Here is an 18753-nt window from a genome sequence, read left to right as displayed (position 1 = left end):
GCCGACGGAACCGCGACCGCCGGCGCCGAACGTCCGCGACGAGCAGGCTAGGACGCACGGACACATGACCCCAGTGGACACAAATGACTCCCCCGGGGATGGTCACAACTGCCCAGTGCCGCCCGCGATCACCGCTGGCCACCATGGACCGGGTTACCAACGCCCAGCCCGGACGCCCCCACGGAGGGCGATTTCACGGGTACCCGGCCCGATCACAGCGGTCGCGGCCCATCACGGTGTCGAGAGGAAAAGCCGGTCGTGTACCCGCATCGCCAGCCCCCGGACAGCCCGCGCCACGCAGTCCTGACCACCATCGCCTCGGACTCGCACACCTGGAACCTGCTCTTCCTGCAACTGTTGCTGGAGGAACAGGGCTGGGAAGTCACCAATCTCGGTGCGTGCGTCCCGGTCGACGTCCTGATCGAGGAGGCCACGGCCCGCACGCCCGACCTCGTCGTCGTCAGCACGGTCAACGGACACGGCGCCGAGGAGGCCACGGGCCTGGCCCGCGCGGTGCGTGCGGTGCCGGCGCTGGCCGAGATACCGCTCGTCGTCGGAGGGAAGCTGGACACCTCGGGCACCGTCGCCCCGGAGGTCCACGACTCGCTCACCGACGCCGGCTTCGACGCCGTCCTGACCGGCCCGAACGCCGTCCCCGGGCTGCTCGCCCTGCTCGACGCCCTGCCCGAGCACCGGCACGGAAGGCCCCACGCCGATGCCGTCCGCTGAACCCGCCCCCGCCGGCGGCGCCTTCCACCGCTTCGTCGCCGACGCCGCCCGCGCCGGCAGCCTCGTCGTGCAGCCCCGCATGGGCTTCGCCGACCCCGCCCTGATGCGCACCGGCCTGATCGCCACCCGGGCCGCCGACGCCACCACCGTCGGCACCCTCACCCTGGACAGCTTCACCCGCGTCGGTGATTACGCCGCCGCCGCCCGGGCCGTCGCCCAGGACCACCACCTCAACGGCTATCCGCTGGTCAGCATGCCCGTCGAGACCACCACCGGTCTTCTCGACGGCGTCCACGGCCCCGGTTTCCCCGTCCAGGTGCGGCACGGCTCCGCACAACCCGGCCGGATCGTCGAGGCCCTCATCGCCGCCGGTCTCGACGCCACCGAGGGCGGCCCCGTCTCCTACTGCCTGCCCTACGGCCGCACCCCGCTGGCCACTTCGGTCCATGCCTGGGCCGAAGCGTCCCGCAGGCTCGCCGCCCTGCGCGAGACCGGTGCCGAACCGCACCTGGAGACCTTCGGCGGCTGCATGCTGGGCCAGCTCTGCCCGCCCTCCCTGCTCGTCGCCCTCTCCGTCCTGGAAGCCATGTTCTTCCGTCGGCACGGTCTGCGCAGCGTCTCCCTCAGCTACGCCCAGCAGACCAGTCGCGAGCAGGACGAGGAGGCCGTCCACGCGCTGCGCGCCATCGCCGCCGACCAACTCCCGGACGTCTCCTGGCACGTGGTCGTCTACGCGTACATGGGCGTCTACCCGGAGACCTGGGACGGGGCGCTGCGACTCGGGGCGGACGCCGCCCGGCTCGCCGTGCGCACCGGTGCCGCCCGGCTCATCGTCAAGACACCGGCGGAGTCGGCCCGCATCCCCTCCGTCGAGGAGAACGTCATCGCGCTGGAGACCGCCGCCGCTGCCGCCCGCACCACGCGGCCGGCCGCTCCGCCGCCGTCCACCGGCATCGAGGCGGAGGCCCGCTCCCTCGTCGAGGCCGTCCTGAACCTGCACGACGACCTGGGCCAGGCCCTGATCCGCGCCTTCGCCCACGGCTACCTCGACGTCCCCTTCTGCCTGCACCCCGACAACGCGGGGCGCACCCGCAGCTTCATCTCCGACCGCGGGCGGCTGGAGTGGTCCCGCACCGGGTCGCTCCCGCTCGGCCGGCCCACCGCCGCGCAGCCGTCCCGGCGGCTGACCTCGTCCGGGCTGCTGCAGGCGCTCAACCACGTCAAGAACCGTTACGACGATCCCGCTGCCCGTCTCGAGAGGGCGAGCTGATCCGAGCGGCCCCCGCCCCGGCGCCTCTCCGCCATCGGTGGCGGGTGCCCCGACCCGGCAACGACAGGACAGGACAGACATGACACTTCAGACAGATCTCCCGGCGACACCCGAGGCCGCCGCGCTGCCCTCACCGCTGGAGCACCTGCGCGACCCGCGCACCCGAGCGGCCCTGCGCGTCCAGCAGGCGCTGGTGGCCGGTGCCCGTTCCTTCCTGCGCTCCGACGGCGCCGTGGAGATGGCCCATCCGATCATCGGCCCCGTCACCGACCCGGGCTCGCGCGGCGCCAAGCAGGTCGACGTCGACTACTACGGCCACCGCTACAAGCTGATGACCAGCGCCATCCTCTACAAGCAGGCATCGCTGCTGGCCTTCGACCGCATCTTCCTCGTCGCGCCCAACGTCCGCCTCGAACCCGTCGAGACCAGCAGCACCCACCGTCATCTCACCGAGTTCCGGCAGATCGACGTCGAGTACGCGGGCGCCACCCAGGACGACGCCATGGGCGTCGCCGAGCGGCTGGTCCGCCACGCCGTGACCACCGTCGTCGACGAGTGCGTCGACGACCTCGCCGTCCTCGGCCGCGACCCCGACGTCCTGCGCCGCCTGGTGGCCCGGCCGTTCGCCCGCGTCCCGCACGGCGAGGTCGTCGATGGCCTGCGCCGCGACGGGTACCCGCAGGCCGCCGGCACCGAGATCGAGTGGGAGGCCGAGGAGCGCATCTCCCGCCAGGCCGACGCCCCGTTCTTCATCGTCGGCTACCCCAAGGGCTCCCGCGGCTTCTACGACAAGGAGAGCCCGGCCGAGCCCGGCACCCTGCTCAACTTCGACCTCATCGCCCCCGAGGGCTGCGGCGAACTGTGCAGCGGCAGCGAACGCGAGTACGACTACACGGCCCTGGTCACCCGGATGCGGGAAACCGGCGAGAACCCCGCCAAGTACGCCTGGTACCTCGACGTCGCCCGGCACGGCATCCCCAGCAGCGCCGGATTCGGCATCGGCCTGGAGCGCCTGACCCGCTGGGTCACCGGCCTGGACTCCGTCTGGCGGACCACGGCCTTCCCCAAGATCGCGGGGGTCGTGTCGCCGTGACCCAGCTGGCTGCACCCGGCCTGCCCGAGGACGCCGTCCGCGCCCGGGCCCGCGACGGCGCCGCCGCCGTCTTCCCGCCCCTGGACAGCTACGGCACCGCCGTCTTCGGCGCCGTCCCCGAATCCGCCGGCGACGAGATCGACGGACTGCGCCTGGCCCCGCCCGTCTTCATGCCGGGCCGCCTGGCCAAGCTCATCGACCTCGGCCGCGAACCCCTCTACTCCGACGTCCGCCTCGGCACCGCCCTCGGCGGCTTCACCGCCCCGCTGCCGGTCTACCTGTCGGCGCTCGGTTCCACCCGCGTCACCAGTACCAGTCTCGCCCTCAGCCGCCAGGCCGGACGGCTCGGCATCCCCATGGTCATCGGCGAGAACGTCGCCCCCATGAACGGCTTCCGCTCCAGCGGCGACGACCACCGCAAGGGCCTGCTGGAACGCGTCCAGGCATACTGCGAGGAACTCCCCGACGGCGTGGGCGGCATCTGCGTCCAGCAGAGCACCGAGGACGCCGACTCCGAGGTCTGGAACCACGTCTACAGCGACCCCGCCGTCACCGGGCTCCTGACCACCGGCCGCCTCGGCTTCGAACTCAAGGTCGGCCAGGGTGCCAAGCCCGGCCTCGGCGGCCTCACCATGATCAGCGAAGCGGTCGCGGCCGACCTCGCCGGACAGTACGCCGTCGAACGGCTGGGCGCCGGCGCCTCTTCGGTCCTGCGCTGCGCGAGCCCGGGCACCTTCACCGACGAGATCTTCCGCCGGCAGATCCAGCTCATGCGCAACAACTACCCGCGCGCCCGCTGCTGGGTGAAGCTCTTCCCCGGCCGTGACGTCGGCCGGGCCGCCACCATCGCCTGGGACGCCGGAGCCGACGCCGTCGCCGTCGACGGTGCCGAGGGCGGCACCGGCTGGGCCCCGACCGGCTTCCTCGGCCACGTCGGGCTGCCTCTCGCCGAATGCCTGCGCCGCGTCGACCCCGCCGGCCGCACCCTCCTCGCCAGCGGACGCGTCTGGGACGGCATCCGCGCCGTGAAGCTGCTCGCCCTCGGCGCCCGCGCCGTCGGCCTCGGCCGCGCCGCGCTGATCGCCGCCGACGAGGACCCCGAGCACGGCCTCGAACGCCTGCTGGAGGCCATGGCACTGGAATTGCGCATGGCCGTCAGCGCGCTGGGCCGCTACGCGGCGGAGGAGACCGGCCCCGACGACCTCTGGGAGCCCCGGTCATGATCTACGAGCACGCCTACGAACTGGTCACCGACGACCTCTTCGTCCTGCTGCCTCGGCTGGTGCCCGGCTCGGACCTCTTCCTGAAGATCGAGGGCCTCAACCCGGCCGGCTCCGTCAAGCTGAAGACCGCGCTGAGCCTCATCGAGGACGCCGAGCACCGCGGCGTCCTCGCGCCGGGCGCCCGCGTCATCGAGTCCTCGTCCGGAAACCTCGGCATCGCCCTCAGCTCCATCTGCGCGACCAAGGGCTACCGCTTCACCTGCGTCGTCGACCCGAACACCAACGCCGCCAGCATCGATCACATGCGGGCCCTGGGCGCCGAGGTGGTCGTCGTCGACACCGTCGACGCCAACGGCGGCTTCCTCCAGTCCCGCATCGCCCACATCCGGCGCCACATCGAGGCGGATCCGGCCGTGGTCTGGCTCAACCAGTACGCCAACCCGGCCAACCCGCGCGCCCATTACGAACAGACCGCCCGCACCCTCCTCAAGACGGTCCAGCATCTCGACTACCTGTTCATCGGCGTCGGCTCCACCGGTACGTTCGTCGGCTGCGCGCACTACCTGCGCGAGTTCTCGCCGCACACCCGGATCATCGCCGTCGACGCCCTCGGCTCCGTCCTCTTCGGCGCCCCGCCCGGCCCGCGCCGCATCCCCGGACTGGGCGCCAGCCGCATCCCCGAACTGTTCGAACCCGGCCTCGCCGACGACGTGGTAATGGTCGCCGAGGAGGACGCCGTACGCGAGTGCCGGCTGCTCGCCCGCACCCACGGCCTGCTCACCGGCGGCTCCACCGGTTCGGTCCTGGCCGCCGTCCGTCGCCGCGCCGACACCATCCCGGCCGGCTCCCGCATCGCCGCGATCTCTCCCGACCTCGGCGAGCGCTACCTCGGCACGGTCTACAACAACGACTGGGTCGAGCGGAACTTCGGCGTCCTCACCTGATCCCGCCCGCGAAAGGCAACCACCGATGTCAACCTTCCACGTGATCGACGGCTCCGTTGCCCAGGATGTCATCGGCTCCGAGCCGTCGGCCGTCCTGGATCTCGTACGGGAGACCTACCTCCAGCACAGCCGCGGGGCCACCGTGAACCCCAACAGCCACTTCCTGCGCTTCCCGCACGATCCCGGCGCCCGGATCATCGCTCTGCCCGCCCACCTCGGCGGCGACACACCGGTCTCCGGCCTCAAGTGGATCGCCAGCTATCCGCAGAACGTGAACCACAACCTGCCGCGCGCCTCCGCCGTCCTCCTGCTGAACGACGCCGAGACCGGCTACCCGTTCGCCTGTCTGGAGGCGTCCGGCATCAGCGCCGCCCGCACCGCGGCGTCCGCCGCGCTCGCCGTGGAGACCCTCGCCGCCGACGACAGCCCGAAGACGGTGCTCTTCGTCGGCGCCGGCGTCATCGGCCGGACGGTCTCCGACTTCCTCGCGGCGCGCGGCACCGGCATCCGCGAATGCCTGGTCCACGACCACGTCGACACGTACGCCAAGACCTTCGCCTCCTACGCCGCCGAGGCCCATGGCTGGCAGACCCGCACCGTGCCGCAGGTCGACGCGGCCCTGGCCACCGCCGACCTGGTCGTCCTCGCCACCACCGCCCCGGCGCCCTGGCTGACGGACCAGCAGACCGTCCTGCCGGGCCAGCTCATCCTGAACCTGTCCCTGCGCGACATCCACCCCACCGTCATGATCAAGTGCAACAACGTCCTGGACGACATCGACCACTGCCTCACCGCGCAGACCTCGCCCCATCTGACGGAGATGGAGTACGGCACGCGCGACTTCATCAACGGCACGCTGGCCGACGTGCTGCGCGGCGACGTGACCCTGTCCCACGACCGCCCCACCATCTTCTCCCCGTTCGGCCTCGGCGTCCTCGACCTGGCCGTCGGTCACCACATCTACCGAACCGCCTTGGCCACCGGTCGCGCCACCGGGATACCGGGCTTCTTCCCCGAGCTGAAGCGCTGGTGAGCCGGGCGGCACCGGCCGCTCCCTCCGACACCCCGGTCTCGCGTTCCCACCGAACACATGGTGGGACGACGAGACCGGGGCGTCGGCATGTGCGCCGAAAGAGGAGAGGGGAAGGAGGGGAAGGGGAAGCGAGGAGGGGATGCGGGAGAGCCGGGGTCGAGACGTCAGCGGCAGCCCGGCAGCGGGTGCCGGGGCAGCGCCGGGCGGGGATCCCCCGAGGCTCAGAGGTCCCGACGCTCCGAGGTCCCGAAAGCCCGCGCCGTCCCGGGCCCCAGCGCGGCCCGGGCTCCCGCAGCGGGCTTCCGGCCCCAGGGCTCCACGCGGTCCGGGCCTGGCCGGGCGGGGCCTGGGGGACACCGGGCCTGGCCGGGCGGGGCTGAGGGAGCCCCGGCGGGACCGGGCAGGGCGGCGCGGGCTCCCGGGGCACGGCCATCGCCGTTCACGGACGGCGAAGAGCCCCGGACGGCGAAGAGCCGACGAACATGACGAGGGGTCCACCACGTTTCCGTGGTGGACCCCTCGTCGATCCTGCCGGCTCCCGTTGCTCCGGCGACGATCCGCGGTCAGACCTGCAGCAGCTCCTGTTCCCGGTCGGTGCCGTCGACCGGCACCGTCTCCTGCAACGCGGAGACCACGGCGTCCAGTTGCTCGTCGCCCCTGACCATCTCCATGTGCCGCCCCGGCATCGTCCGCTGGGCCAGACCTTCTGGGTAGAGCCCACGCCAGTGGGCGAGGTACTGGGCCTCCGGCACCTCCTCACCACTGCCGTCGCGCACCGTGTCGCTGACGAACAGCGTTGCCCTGGCCACCGAGCGGCCGGGCCGGTAGGCGGCGAGCGAGCGCACCTCGGCCTCCAGCACCTCGAAGGGAAGCCACTCGTCGAGCGTGACCAGATCCTCGGCTAGGTTCATCTCCGGAGCCAGGCGCTTCAACTCCCGCTCCGTAGCCGCTCGTCGGTCACCGCGCTCGTCCTGACCGCGGTGCCACAACTCGTTCACCCGGCGGTACACCTCGGCGTACTGCCGGAAGCGGTCCCGCTGGTCGTCGCCGGTCACCGCCGGCTCCAGCAGGTACAGACCGGCCACCTCCTCGGGGGCCCGCACACCCATCGCGTGTGCGATCACCGCGCCGGTCGACCAGCCGAGGATGGTGCAGGGGCCCGTGGGCCGCACGCGGCGGATCTCCTGCCAGTACCGGTCCGCGATCGACTCGAACCCGACGAGCGGCGCCTCGTCCGCGTTCAGCCCCGGCGCCTGTATGCCGTACACGGTGAACCTGCCCGTCAGGCAGCGGGCGAGAGCCCGGTACGGGTGGGTGCTGCCGCCGCCCGGGTGCACACAGAAAAGAACGGGCAGCTCCGGATCCACCACGGACGACAGAAGCACCACCAGCCCGGCCGACGTCGCCTGCGGGACGTCCAGCGCGGCTGCCAGTCGGGCCACCGTCGGGTGCCGCACGAACTGCTGGAGGGTGACGCCCAGACCGGCTTCCCGCAGCCGGGAAACCACCCGCACCGAGCTGATCGATTGTCCGCCCAGTTCGAAGAAGTTGTCGTGGATGCCGATGGTGTCGATGCCGAGGACGTCGGACCAGACGGCGGTGATGGTCTCTTCCGTGGAGTTGCGGGGTGGGGTGTAGGTGGTGGCGAGTTCGGGGCGGTGGGGGCCGGGGGCGGGCAGGGCCTTGGTGTCGACCTTCCCGTTGGGGGTGAGGGGGAGGTGGTCCAGGGGGACGTAGAGGACAGGGACCATGTAGTCGGGCAGCTGCTGCTGGAGGTGGGTGCGGAGCTGGTGCGGGGTGGGGGTGTGTCCGGGGACGGGCACGATGTAGGCGACGAGTTGTTTGTTGCCGGGGGTGTCTTCGCGGGTGGTGACGGTGGTGGTGTGGATGTGGGGGTGGGTGTTCAGGGCGGCCTCGATCTCGCCGAGTTCGATGCGGTAGCCGCGCAGTTTGACCTGGTTGTCGATCCGGCCGATGAACTCCATCGTGCCGTCGGGCCGCCATTTGACCAGGTCGCCGGTGTGGTAGACACGCGGGTCGGGCCGGGGCGGGGCGAGGGGGTTGGGGGTGAAGCGCTGCGCGGTGAGGTCGGGGCGGTCGTGGTAGTGGCGGGCCAGGCAGATCCCGCCGAGCAGGGCGTGGCCGGGGACACCTATGGGGGCGGGCTGGTTGTGGTGGTCGACGATGTAGGCGGTGGTGTTCGTGATCGCCCGGCCCAGGGTGGTGGTGCCCCCGTGCGGGTCGGGTGCGGTGGTCAGGCTCATCACGTTGGCCACCGAGCCCTCGGTCGCGCCGTACTCGTTGCTGATCGTCGTCTTCGTGCTGCTGGCGGCCAGCAGCCGGGCCACCAGCTGCGGGGCCAGGTTCTCCCCGCCGGCCACGATCGTGGTGATGTGATGCCGCGCCCCGCGGGTCTCCAGATGCGCGGCCAGCACCTCCAGATGCGAGGGGGTGGCCTTGAGGAAACTGATCGGGGTGTTGGTGCAGACCAGGTCGATCGCCGCGTCGAACGCCGTCCGATCCCCGTCCGTCACCGGGATCACCAGCTGCCGGCCCTGGATCAGGGGCAGGAACAGGGCCGTGATCGTCAGGTCGAACGTCACCGACGAATACAGCACCGACCCCACCCCGCCCGGAGCACCGGCCGGGTAGTTCCGGTCGCACCAGTGCAGATAGTTCACCACCCCCCGGTGCTCCAGGGCCACCCCCTTCGGCCGGCCCGTCGAACCCGACGTGTAGATCACATACGCCAGATCGTCCGGCGACCCCACCGGCCCCGGATCCGTCACCGCACCCCCCGGCCACCCCCCGTCCACCAGCAGCCGCTCCACCCCCTCCGGGATACGATCGGCCAGACCCGCACTGGTGATCACCAGCGGGGCCCCCGCGTCCCGCACCATGTAGGTGATCCGGTCGGCCGGGTACTCCGGGTCCAGCGGAACGAACGCCGCCCCCGCCTTCAGGATGCCCAGCAGCGTGGCGATCAGCTCCGGCGAACGCTCCAGACACACCCCCACCAACGTATCCGCCGTGACACCCCGGTCCCGCAGATGATGGGCCAGCCGGTTCGCCCGCGCGTTGAGCTCACCAAAACTCCAGCACCGCTCCCCCTGCACCACCGCCACCGCACCCGGCCCCGCCGCCACCCGCTCCTCCACCAGCCGGTGAACCGTCGCCGTCTCCGGATACCCACCGGCCACACCATTCCACTCCACCAACACCTCCCGCAGCTCCCCCACCGTCAACATGTTCAGATCGCCGATGCGTGCGTCGGGCGAGTCCACCACGGAGGTCAGCAGGGTCTCGAGGTGGCCGGCCATGCGCTCGATCGTCTCCGCGTCGAACATGCTCCGGTCGTAGACGAAACGGAACTCCAGGGCCCGGCCCGCCGATGCGACGAGGGTCAGCGGGTACCCGGTACGCTCCACGCAGTTGACCAGGCGCCGGGTCAGCCCCTCGGGGAAGTCCGACGGCTTCTGCACCACCGGGTAGTTCTCGAAGACGAGGATCGACCGGAACAGCGGCTCGCCGCGCGGGATCCTGCTGTGCTTCTGCACGTCGACGAGGTGGCAGTACTCCCACTGCCGCATCTCCAGCTGTTCGTCCTGGAGATCCCTCAGCCACTCGGGGACGACCAGGTCGCCCGTGAGCCGGCCGCGGACCGGCAGCGTGTTGATGAACAGGCCCATCATCGAATCCACGCCGGGCAGATCGATCGACCGGCCCGAGATGGTGGAGCCGAACAGCACCTCGTCCTGGCGGCTGTACCGTGAGAGCAGGATCGACCACAGGCCCTGCACCAGGGTGTTCATCGTGATGCGCTGGGACTTGGCGTAGTCCCGGGCCCGCGCGAACAGCTCTGCGGAGGCGACCACCTCGAATTCGCCGACTCCCGTGTCACCGGTGTCCCGGTCGACGTTCAGGGCGGTGGGCTCGGTGACGCCCGCCAGGTAGTCGGCCCAGAACGCCGCGGAGCCGTCGTCCTGCCGGGAGTTGAGCCACTCGATGTAGCGGCGGTAGGGGACGGTCATCGGCAGTTCGGCGGAAGTACCGTCGAGCAACGCGCGGTAGAGGGCGAACAGCTCCTTCTGGAGGATCTGCACACTCCAGCCGTCGAGGAGGATGTGGTGGAACGACCAGACGACGATCCGGCGCTCCTCCTCCATCCGCAGCACGGTGACCCGGACCAGCGGGGCCCGTGAGAGATCGAACCCCCGGTCCCAGTCCTCGGCCAGGAAGGCGCTCAGCCGCTCCTCCTGATCGGACAGGCCGCGCAGATCCCGCACTTCGAAGGGGAGGGGGGCCTGGCGCTGCACCACCTGCACCGGCTCCGAGACCCCCTCCCACACGAACGCGCTGCGCAGGATCGAATGCCGGTCGACGAGCTGCTGCCAGGCGGCTCCGAACAGCGCGTCGTCGAAGGGTCCTTCGGCCTCCTCCGTCATCTGCACCATGTACGGGCGCGTGTCGGAAGTGTCCTCCAGCGAGTGGTAGAGCATGCCGAACTGCAGGGGCGAGAGTCCGTAGACGTCTTCCACGTTGTGCGCACTCATATCGAGAACCTCTTCAGGATCGCGGCCATGTCGGCATCGCCGACATCGGTGAGGGGAACACCGGGGGACTCCCGGCGGGCGTCGGCGGCTCCGTCGGCACTGCCGGCGATCAGCTCGCGCAGGTGACCGACGACGCCTTCGGCCAGGCGCTCGACGGTGCGCCGCTCGTGCAGCTCGGTCGAGTAGTTGATGTACAGGCCGAACGTGTCGCCTTCGACGGCGGCAGTCACGTCCAGCACGTTCCAGCGCATGCCGTCCGGGCTGATCGAGTGGCCCTTGGACTCGCCGGGGTCCGCGTACCGCCCGATGCCCGGCAGGTCCCTGGTGAACTGCCCCAGGTAGTTGAAGTTCACTTCCGGGGTGGGCTGCCGTCCCAGCACGGCGGTCACGTCCGGGGCGCCGAGATGGCGCAGGATGCCGTAGCCGACGCCCTTGTTGGGGATCCGCGCCACCTGCTCGCGGACGGAGTCGAGCGAGGCCACCGGGTCGGTGGTTCCCGGCGCCAGCCGCAGTGCGACGGGGAAGACGGACGTGAACCATCCGACCGTCCGCGACAGGTCCACGTCCGGGAACAGGTCCTCACGGCCGTGGCCCTCCAGACCGATCAGGATCTCGTCGTCCCCCGTCCAGTCCCGCAGGGCGTGTGCGAGTGCGGTGAGCAACGCGTCGTTGATCTGGGTGCTGAAGGCCCGTGGTACGTCCCGCAGCAAGGCACGGGTCTCCTCGGGGCTGAGCGCCGCCATGACACTGGCGGCGGATCCCAGGTCGTTGCGGCCGTTCCGGTCACGCGGCACCCTGCCGGAGGGCTTGGGCTCGGCCCAGTAGGCGTACTCGGCCCGTGCCTGGGCGGAGTCGGCGAAGCCGTTCAGCCGCTGGGCCCACGACCGGAACGACGTCGTCTTCGCCGGCAGCAGGGGCGTGAGGCCGGCAGCCCGTCGCTCGTAGCAACTTCCCAGGTCCTCGAGGAGGATCCGCCAGGACACACCGTCGACCGCCAGGTGGTGCACGACGGTGAGCAGCCGCTGCCCGCGCTTCGGCCCCAGCTCCAGCAGGGCGGCCCGCAGCAACGGGCCCTTGGCCAGGCCGAGGCTCTGCTGGGTCTCTTCCGCGATGTCCAGCGCCACCGACGCCAGGGACTCGTCCGGGACGCCGGACAGGTCGTGCACGTCGAGGATGTCGGTGTCCACGGTCTCGTCCAGGTACTGCCGCCAGCCGTCGGGTCCGTCCACACAGCGCAGGCGCAGCGCGTCGTGGTGCTCGATCAGGTCGGCCAGCGCGAGCCGCAGCACGTCGGGGGCGAGCCCGTCGGTGACGAGGAGCTCGGCCTGGTTGAAGTGGTCGAACGTCGGCAGGTCCTTCTCGAAGAACCAGTGCTGGATCGGTGTCAGCGGGACCTCGCCCGCCACCCGGCCCTGCTCCGCGTCGACCGGTGCGGCCGCAGCCGCGTGGACCGCGATCTCGGCGATCGTCTGGTTCTTGAAGATCAGCCGCGGCGTGAGGTGCACGCCGAACTTCTTGGCCCGGGCGATCATCTGGATGCTGACGATCGAATCCCCGCCCAGTTCGAAGAAGTTGTCGTGGATGCCGATGGTGTCGATGCCGAGGATCTCGGACCAGATCGCGGCAAGGGTGCGTTCGGTGTCCGTCCGGGGTGGGGTGTAGGTGGTGGCGAGGTCGGGGCGGTGGGGGCCGGGGGCGGGCAGGGCCTTGGTGTCGACCTTTCCGTTGGGGGTGAGGGGGAGGTGGTCCAGGGGGACGTAGAGGGCGGGGACCATGTAGTCGGGCAGCTGCCGGCGGAGGTGGGCGCGCAGTGCGGAGGTGTCGGGGGTGTGTCCGGGGACGGGCACGATGTAGGCGACGAGTTGTTTGTTGCCGGGGGTGTCTTCGCGGGTGGTGACGGTGGTGGTGTGGATGTGGGGGTGGGTGTTCAGGGCGGCCTCGATCTCGCCGAGCTCGATGCGGTAGCCGCGGAGTTTGACCTGGTTGTCGATCCGGCCGATGAACTCCATCGTGCCGTCGGGCCGCCATTTGACCAGGTCGCCGGTGTGGTAGACACGCGGGTCGGGCCGGGGCGGGGCGAGGGGTTGGGGTGAAGCGCTGCGCGGTGAGGTCGGGGCGGTCGTGGTAGTGGCGGGCCAGGCAGATCCCGCCGAGCAGGGCGTGGCCGGGGACACCTATGGGGGCGGGCTGGTTGTGGTGGTCGACGATGTAGGCGGTGGTGTTCGTGATCGCCCGGCCCAGGGTGGTGGTGCCTCCGTGGGGGTCGGGTGCGGTGGTCAGGCTCATCACGTTGGCCACCGAGCCCTCGGTCGCGCCGTACTCGTTGCTGATCGTCGTCTTCGTGCTGCTGGCGGCCAGCAGCCGGGCCACCAGCTGCGGGGCCAGGTTCTCCCCGCCGGCCACGATCGTGGTGATGTGATGCCGCGCCCCGCGGGTCTCCAGATGCGCGGCCAGCACCTCCAGATGCGAGGGAGTGGCCTTGAGGAAACCGATCGGGGTGTTGGTGCAGACCAGGTCGATCGCCGCGTCGAACGCCGTCCGCTCCCCGTCCGTCACCGGGATCACCAGCCGCCGGCCCTGGATCAGGGGCAGGAACAGGGCCGTGATCGTCAGGTCGAACGTCACCGACGAATACAGCACCGACCCCACCCCGCCCGGAGCACCGGCCGGGTAGTTCCGGTCGCACCAGTGCAGATAGTTCACCACCCCCCGGTGCTCCAGGGCCACCCCCTTCGGCCGGCCCGTCGAACCCGACGTGTAGATCACATACGCCAGATCGTCCGGCGACCCCACCGGCCCCGGATCCGTCACCGGACCCTCCGGCCACTGCCCGTCGACCAGCAGCCGCTCCACCCCCTCCGGAATACGATCGGCCAGACCCGCACTGGTGATGACCAGCGGGGCCCCCGCGTCCCGCACCATGTAGGTGATCCGGTCGGCCGGGTACTCCGGATCCAGCGGAACGAACGCCGCCCCCGCCTTCAGGATGCCCAGCAGCACCGCGATCAGCTCCGGCGAACGCTCCAGACACACCCCCACCAACGTATCCGCCGTGACACCCCGGTCCCGCAGATGATGGGCCAGCCGGTTCGCCCGCGCATTGAGCTCACCAAAACTCCAGCACCGCTCCCCCTGCACCACCGCCACCGCACCCGGCCCCGCCGCCACCCGCTCCTCCACCAGCCGGTGAACCGTCGCCGTCTCCGGATACCCACCGGCCACACCATTCCACTCCACCAACACCTCCCGCAGCTCCCCCACCGTCAACATGTTCAGCTCCGACAACCGCGCTCCCGGCGCAGCCGCAACCGACGCCGCCAGCGTCACGAAATGCCCCGCCAACCGCTCCACCGACGCCCGCTCGAACAAATCCGTCCGATACTCCAGGGCTGCCAGCAGCTCACCATCCGTCTCCGCCGCGGTCAGCTGGAGGTCGAACTTGGCGTCCTGACCGCCCACGCCGACCTGCTCGACCGTCAGGCCGGGCAGAGTCCACGACTCCCCGTCCGGGGTGTTCTGGAAGACGAACATGGTCTGGAACAGGGGGTTGCGGGACAGGTCGCGGTCGGGGGCCAACTCGTCGACGAGGCGTTCGAAGGGCAGGTCCTGGTGGTCGTAGGCACCGAGGGCGGTGTCCTTGACCCGGTCGAGGAGTTCGGTGAACGCCGGGTCGCCGGACAGGTCGGTGCGCAGGACCAGGGTGTTCACGAAGAAGCCGATCAGGCCCTCCGTCTCGGCGCGGTTGCGGCCGGCGATCGGGGTGCCGACCGCGATGTCGTCCTGGCGGCAGTAACGGGCCAGAACGATCTGGAACAGGGACAGCAACGCCATGAACAGGCTCGCGCCCTGCCCTCGCGCCGTCGCCCGCAGCGCCTCCGTCACCTCCGACGGCACCGAGAAGTACACGGTGTCGCCCTCGGCGCCCTCCCGCTCGGCCGGCCGGCTGTGGTCGGTCGGCAGCTCCAGGGCCGGAACCCCCGTGAGACGTTCGCGCCAGTACGCCAGCTGCCGCTCCAGGAACTCCCCGTCCAGCTGCTCCCGCTGCCAGGCGGCGAAATCCGCGTACTGGATGGACAGTTCGGGAAGCGACGCCGCACGCCCGGCCACCGCAGCCGCATACAACTCACGCAACTCACGGGCCAGAATCCCGGAGGACCAACCGTCCGAGACGATGTGGTGCAGCGTGATCAGCACGTACTGGTCGTCGTCGGCGACGCGCACCACGTCGACCCGCAGAAGCTGCCCGCCGTCCAGCTCGAACGGCCGTCGTGCCTCGGCCGCCATGATCTCCAGTGCGGCCTCCTCCCGCTCGGCCGTCGGGCGGGTCCGGATGTCGTGCACCACCGGAGTGACCGACCACGGTGCGTCCACGATCTGCGAGGGGCGGCCCGAGTCGTCCGTGACGAACCGGGTCCGCAGCACCTCGTGCCGGGTCACCAGACCGGTGAACGCCGCGCCCAGTGCACCGGCGTCGAGCGTGCCGCGCACCCGCAGGCCGAACGGCACGAGGTATTCGGCACTGCCCGGCGTCAACTGGTCCAGGAACCAGAGCCGCTGCTGTGCGAACGAAAGGGGCAGTGAATCCCTGCTGCGGTCGAGCGGTACCAGCGGCGCCTCGTCGGCCGTCTCCAGCTCTCGCACGACCTCGGCCAGTGCGGCCGGGGTGGGCGAGGTGAAGAGGGCACGCACCGGGACGTCCAGTCCGAGCCGTTGCCGCAGACGCGACGTCACCTGGGTCGCGAGCAGTGAATGCCCGCCCAGTTCGAAGAAGTTGTCGTGGATGCCGATGGTGTCGATGCCGAGGACGTCGGACCAGACGGCGGTGATGGTCTCTTCCGTGGAGTTGCGGGGTGGGGTGTAGGTGGTGGCGAGTTCGGGGCGGTGGGGGCCGGGGGCGGGCAGGGCCTTGGTGTCGACCTTCCCGTTGGGGGTGAGGGGGAGGTGGTCCAGGGGGACGTAGAGGACGGGGACCATGTAGTCGGGCAGCTGCCGGCGGAGGTGGGCGCGCAGTGCGGAGGTGTCGGGGGTGTGTCCGGGGACGGGCACGATGTAGGCGACGAGTTGTTTGTTGCCGGGGGTGTCTTCGCGGGTGGTGACGGTGGTGGTGTGGATGTGGGGGTGGGTGTTCAGGGCGGCCTCGATCTCGCCGAGCTCGATGCGGTAGCCGCGGAGTTTGACCTGGTTGTCGATCCGGCCGATGAACTCCATCGTGCCGTCGGGCCGCCATTTGACCAGGTCGCCGGTGTGGTAGACACGCGGGTCGGGCCGGGGCGGGGCGAGGGGTTGGGGGTGAAGCGCTGCGCGGTGAGGTCGGGGCGGTCGTGGTAGTGGCGGGCCAGGCAGATCCCGCCGAGCAGGGCGTGGCCGGGGACACCTATGGGGGCGGGCTGGTTGTGGTGGTCGACGATGTAGGCGGTGGTGTTCGTGATCGCCCGGCCCAGGGTGGTGGTGCCCCCGTGCGGGTCGGGTGCGGTGGTCAGGCTCATCACGTTGGCCACCGAGCCCTCGGTCGCGCCGTACTCGTTGCTGATCGTCGTCTTCGTGCTGCTGGCGGCCAGCAGCCGGGCCACCAGCTGCGGGGCCAGGTTCTCCCCGCCGGCCACGATCGTGGTGATGTGATGCCGCGCCCCGCGGGTCTCCAGATGCGCGGCCAGCACCTCCAGATGCGAGGGAGTGGCCTTGAGGAAACCGATCGGGGTGTTGGTGCAGACCAGGTCGATCGCCGCGTCGAACGCCGTCCGCTCCCCGTCCGTCACCGGGATCACCAGCCGCCGGCCCTGGATCAGGGGCAGGAACAGGGCCGTGATCGTCAGGTCGAACGTCACCGACGAATACAGCACCGACCCCACCCCGCCCGGAGCACCGGCCGGGTAGTTCCGGTCGCACCAGTGCAGATAGTTCACCACCCCCCGGTGCTCCAGGGCCACCCCCTTCGGCCGGCCCGTCGAACCCGACGTGTAGATCACATACGCCAGATCGTCCGGCGACCCCACCGGCCCCGGATCCGTCACCGGACCCTCCGGCCACTGCCCGTCGACCAGGATGCGCTCGATCCCGTCGGGCAGCCGGCCCGCCAGCCCCGTGCTCGTGATGACCAGCGGGGCCTTCGCGTCCCGCACCATGTAGGTGATCCGGTCGGCCGGGTACTCCGGGTCCAGCGGAACGAACGCCGCCCCCGCCTTCAGGATGCCCAGCAGCGTGGCGATCAGCTCCGGCGAACGCTCCAGACACACCCCCACCAACATGTCCGGGGAAATGCCCCTCCCGCGCAGATGATGGGCCAGCCGGTTCGCCCGCGCGTTGAGCTCACCAAAACTCCAGCACCGCTCCCCCTGCACCACCGCCACCGCACCCGGCCCCGCCGCCACCCGCTCCTCCACCAGCCGGTGAACCGTCGCCGTCTCCGGATACCCACCGGCCACACCATTCCACTCCACCAACACCTCCCGCAGCTCCCCCACCGTCAACATGTTCAGCTCCGACAACCGCGCCCCCGGCGCAGCCGCAACCGACCCCGCCAACGTCACGAAATGCCCCGCCAACCGCTCCACCGACGCCCGCTCGAACAAATCCGTCCGATACTCCAGGACAGCGCGCAGTCCTTCCGCCGACTCGACCGCCGTGAGCGTCAGGTCGAACTTGGCGACTCCCCGTTCGATCTCGACCGGCTCGGTCCGTGTGCCCGCCAGCTCCCATGCCTGGTCCTCGGCGCTGCCGGGCGCCTGGAGGACGAACATGGTCTGGAACAGGGGGTTGCGGGAGAGGTCGCGGTCAGGGGCGAGTTCCTCCACGAGGCGTTCGAAGGGCAGGTCCTGGTGGTCGTAGGCACCGAGCGCGGTTTCCTTGACCCGGTCCAGCAACTCGGTGAACGCCGGGTCGCCGGACAGGTCGGTGCGCAGGACCAGGGTGTTCACGAAGAAGCCGATCAGGCCCTCCGTCTCGGCGCGGTTGCGGCCGGCGATCGGGGTGCCGACCGCGATGTCGTCCTGGCGGCAGTAACGGGCCAGAACGATCTGGAACAGGGACAGCAACGCCATGAACAGGCTCGCGCCCTGCCCTCGCGCCGTCGCCCGCAGCGCCTCCGTCACCTCCGACGGCACCGAGAAGTACACGGTGTCGCCCTCGGCGCCCTCCCGCTCGGCCGGCCGGCTGTGGTCGGTCGGCAGCTCCAGGGCCGGAACCCCCGTGAGACGTTCGCGCCAGTACGCCAGCTGCCGCTCCAGGAACTCCCCGTCCAGCTGCTCCCGCTGCCAGGCGGCGAAATCCGCGTACTGGATGGACAGTTCGGGAAGCGACGCCGCACGCCCGGCCACCGCAGCCGCATACAACTCACGCAACTCACGGGCCAGAATCCCGGAGGACCAACCGTCCGAAGCGATGTGGTGCACCGTCAGCAGCAGGAAGTGGTCGTCGTCCGCGATCCTCACCGCGTCGGCCCGCAGAAGCTGCCCGGCCTCCAGGTCGAACGGCCGTATCGCCTCGGTGCGCAGCACCTCGCCCGCGCGGGTCTCCGCGTCCGTCTCGGTCCGCAGGTCGTGGACCGTGACTTCCACCGGCCGGGGTGGGCCGATGACCTGCCACGGTGTGCCGTTGTCGTCCGCCCGGAATGCCGTCCGCAGCACCTCGTGCCGGGCCACCAGGCCTGACAGTGCCGTGCCGAGCGCGGGGACGTCCAGCGCGCCGTGCACTCGCAGCACCGTCGGCACCAGGTATTCCGCGCTGTCCGGCGTCAGCCGGTCCAGGAACCAGAGCCGCTGCTGTGCGAACGACAGCGGCAGTGGTCCGGCCTCCCGGTCGGTCCGTACGATCCGAGCCGCTTCCGCACGCCGCCGCATGCGGGACAGCAGCCGTGCCTCCACCGAGTTCTCGCCCATGATGTTCCGTCCTCTTCGTCTTCTCGTGTGGGCA

At 70.8% G+C, this 18753-nt stretch carries 9 protein-coding genes and 1 pseudogene; 6 read left to right on the top strand and 4 right to left on the bottom strand.

Annotation, left to right across the window (positions count from 1 at the left end; translation table 11 throughout):
- Nucleotides 1-258 precede the first annotated feature (258 nt).
- From OCT49_RS33205 to sbnB, 6 genes are all read left to right on the top strand, one after another.
- On the top strand, nt 259-729 hold the full coding sequence (locus OCT49_RS33205) for a cobalamin B12-binding domain-containing protein (protein WP_283855495.1): 471 nt from the start codon (nt 259-261) through the stop codon (nt 727-729).
- The gene (locus OCT49_RS33200) at nt 716-1999 is read left to right on the top strand and encodes a methylaspartate mutase (RefSeq protein WP_283855494.1); all 1284 of its coding nucleotides are present in this window, start codon (nt 716-718) and stop codon (nt 1997-1999) included. Before OCT49_RS33205 ends, OCT49_RS33200 begins: the two co-directional genes overlap by 14 nt.
- A gap of 79 nt (nt 2000-2078) precedes the next feature.
- On the top strand, nt 2079-3092 hold the full coding sequence (locus tag OCT49_RS33195; protein WP_283855493.1) for an asparagine synthetase A: 1014 nt from the start codon (nt 2079-2081) through the stop codon (nt 3090-3092).
- Nucleotides 3089-4315: a glutamate synthase-related protein gene (locus tag OCT49_RS33190; protein ID WP_283855492.1), complete on the top strand. Its 1227-nt coding sequence runs from the start codon at nt 3089-3091 to the stop codon at nt 4313-4315. The genes OCT49_RS33195 and OCT49_RS33190 overlap by 4 nt, the downstream gene beginning before the upstream one ends.
- Nucleotides 4312-5259 (top strand): 2,3-diaminopropionate biosynthesis protein SbnA, encoded by a 948-nt coding sequence (gene sbnA / locus OCT49_RS33185; protein ID WP_283855491.1) that lies wholly within the window; start codon nt 4312-4314, stop codon nt 5257-5259. The genes OCT49_RS33190 and sbnA overlap by 4 nt, the downstream gene beginning before the upstream one ends.
- A gap of 25 nt (nt 5260-5284) precedes the next feature.
- Nucleotides 5285-6292 (top strand): 2,3-diaminopropionate biosynthesis protein SbnB, encoded by a 1008-nt coding sequence (gene sbnB, locus OCT49_RS33180; RefSeq protein ID WP_283855490.1) that lies wholly within the window; start codon nt 5285-5287, stop codon nt 6290-6292.
- 563 nt (nt 6293-6855) lie between these two features.
- Here sbnB and OCT49_RS33175 read toward each other — a convergent pair.
- The 4 genes and pseudogenes from OCT49_RS33175 to OCT49_RS33160 all read right to left on the bottom strand — a co-directional run bounded on the left by OCT49_RS33175 (nt 6856) and on the right by OCT49_RS33160 (nt 18719).
- On the bottom strand, nt 6856-10845 hold the full coding sequence (locus OCT49_RS33175; protein WP_283855489.1) for a non-ribosomal peptide synthetase: 3990 nt from the start codon (nt 10843-10845) through the stop codon (nt 6856-6858).
- Complete coding sequence (locus tag OCT49_RS33170; protein WP_283855488.1) at nt 10842-13019, bottom strand: condensation domain-containing protein; 2178 nt, start codon at nt 13017-13019, stop codon at nt 10842-10844. Before OCT49_RS33170 ends, OCT49_RS33175 begins: the two co-directional genes overlap by 4 nt.
- A gap of 7 nt (nt 13020-13026) precedes the next feature.
- Nucleotides 13027-16053, bottom strand: a pseudogene (locus OCT49_RS33165) (condensation domain-containing protein); the annotation flags it as partial.
- On the bottom strand, nt 15972-18719 hold the full coding sequence (locus tag OCT49_RS33160; protein ID WP_283855487.1) for a non-ribosomal peptide synthetase: 2748 nt from the start codon (nt 18717-18719) through the stop codon (nt 15972-15974). The gene OCT49_RS33160 and the pseudogene OCT49_RS33165, both read right to left, overlap by 82 nt.
- Between the last annotated feature and the right edge of the window lie 34 nt (nt 18720-18753).

The sequence above is a fragment of the Streptomyces sp. ML-6 genome, from assembly GCF_030116705.1.
Taxonomy (GTDB): Bacteria; Actinomycetota; Actinomycetes; order Streptomycetales; family Streptomycetaceae; genus Streptomyces.
The sequence above is the reverse complement of the archived record's forward strand: the minus strand, read 5'-3'. Positions and strand labels throughout refer to the sequence as shown.

Coding starts and splice junctions, on each gene's coding strand:
- sbnA (WP_283855491.1), top strand. CDS start 4,312: ATGATCTACGAGCACGCCTACGAACTGGTCACCGACGACCTCTTCGTC.
- OCT49_RS33160 (WP_283855487.1), bottom strand. CDS start 18,719: ATGGGCGAGAACTCGGTGGAGGCACGGCTGCTGTCCCGCATGCGGCGG.
- OCT49_RS33175 (WP_283855489.1), bottom strand. CDS start 10,845: ATGAGTGCGCACAACGTGGAAGACGTCTACGGACTCTCGCCCCTGCAG.
- OCT49_RS33195 (WP_283855493.1), top strand. CDS start 2,079: ATGACACTTCAGACAGATCTCCCGGCGACACCCGAGGCCGCCGCGCTG.
- sbnB (WP_283855490.1), top strand. CDS start 5,285: ATGTCAACCTTCCACGTGATCGACGGCTCCGTTGCCCAGGATGTCATC.
- OCT49_RS33200 (WP_283855494.1), top strand. CDS start 716: ATGCCGTCCGCTGAACCCGCCCCCGCCGGCGGCGCCTTCCACCGCTTC.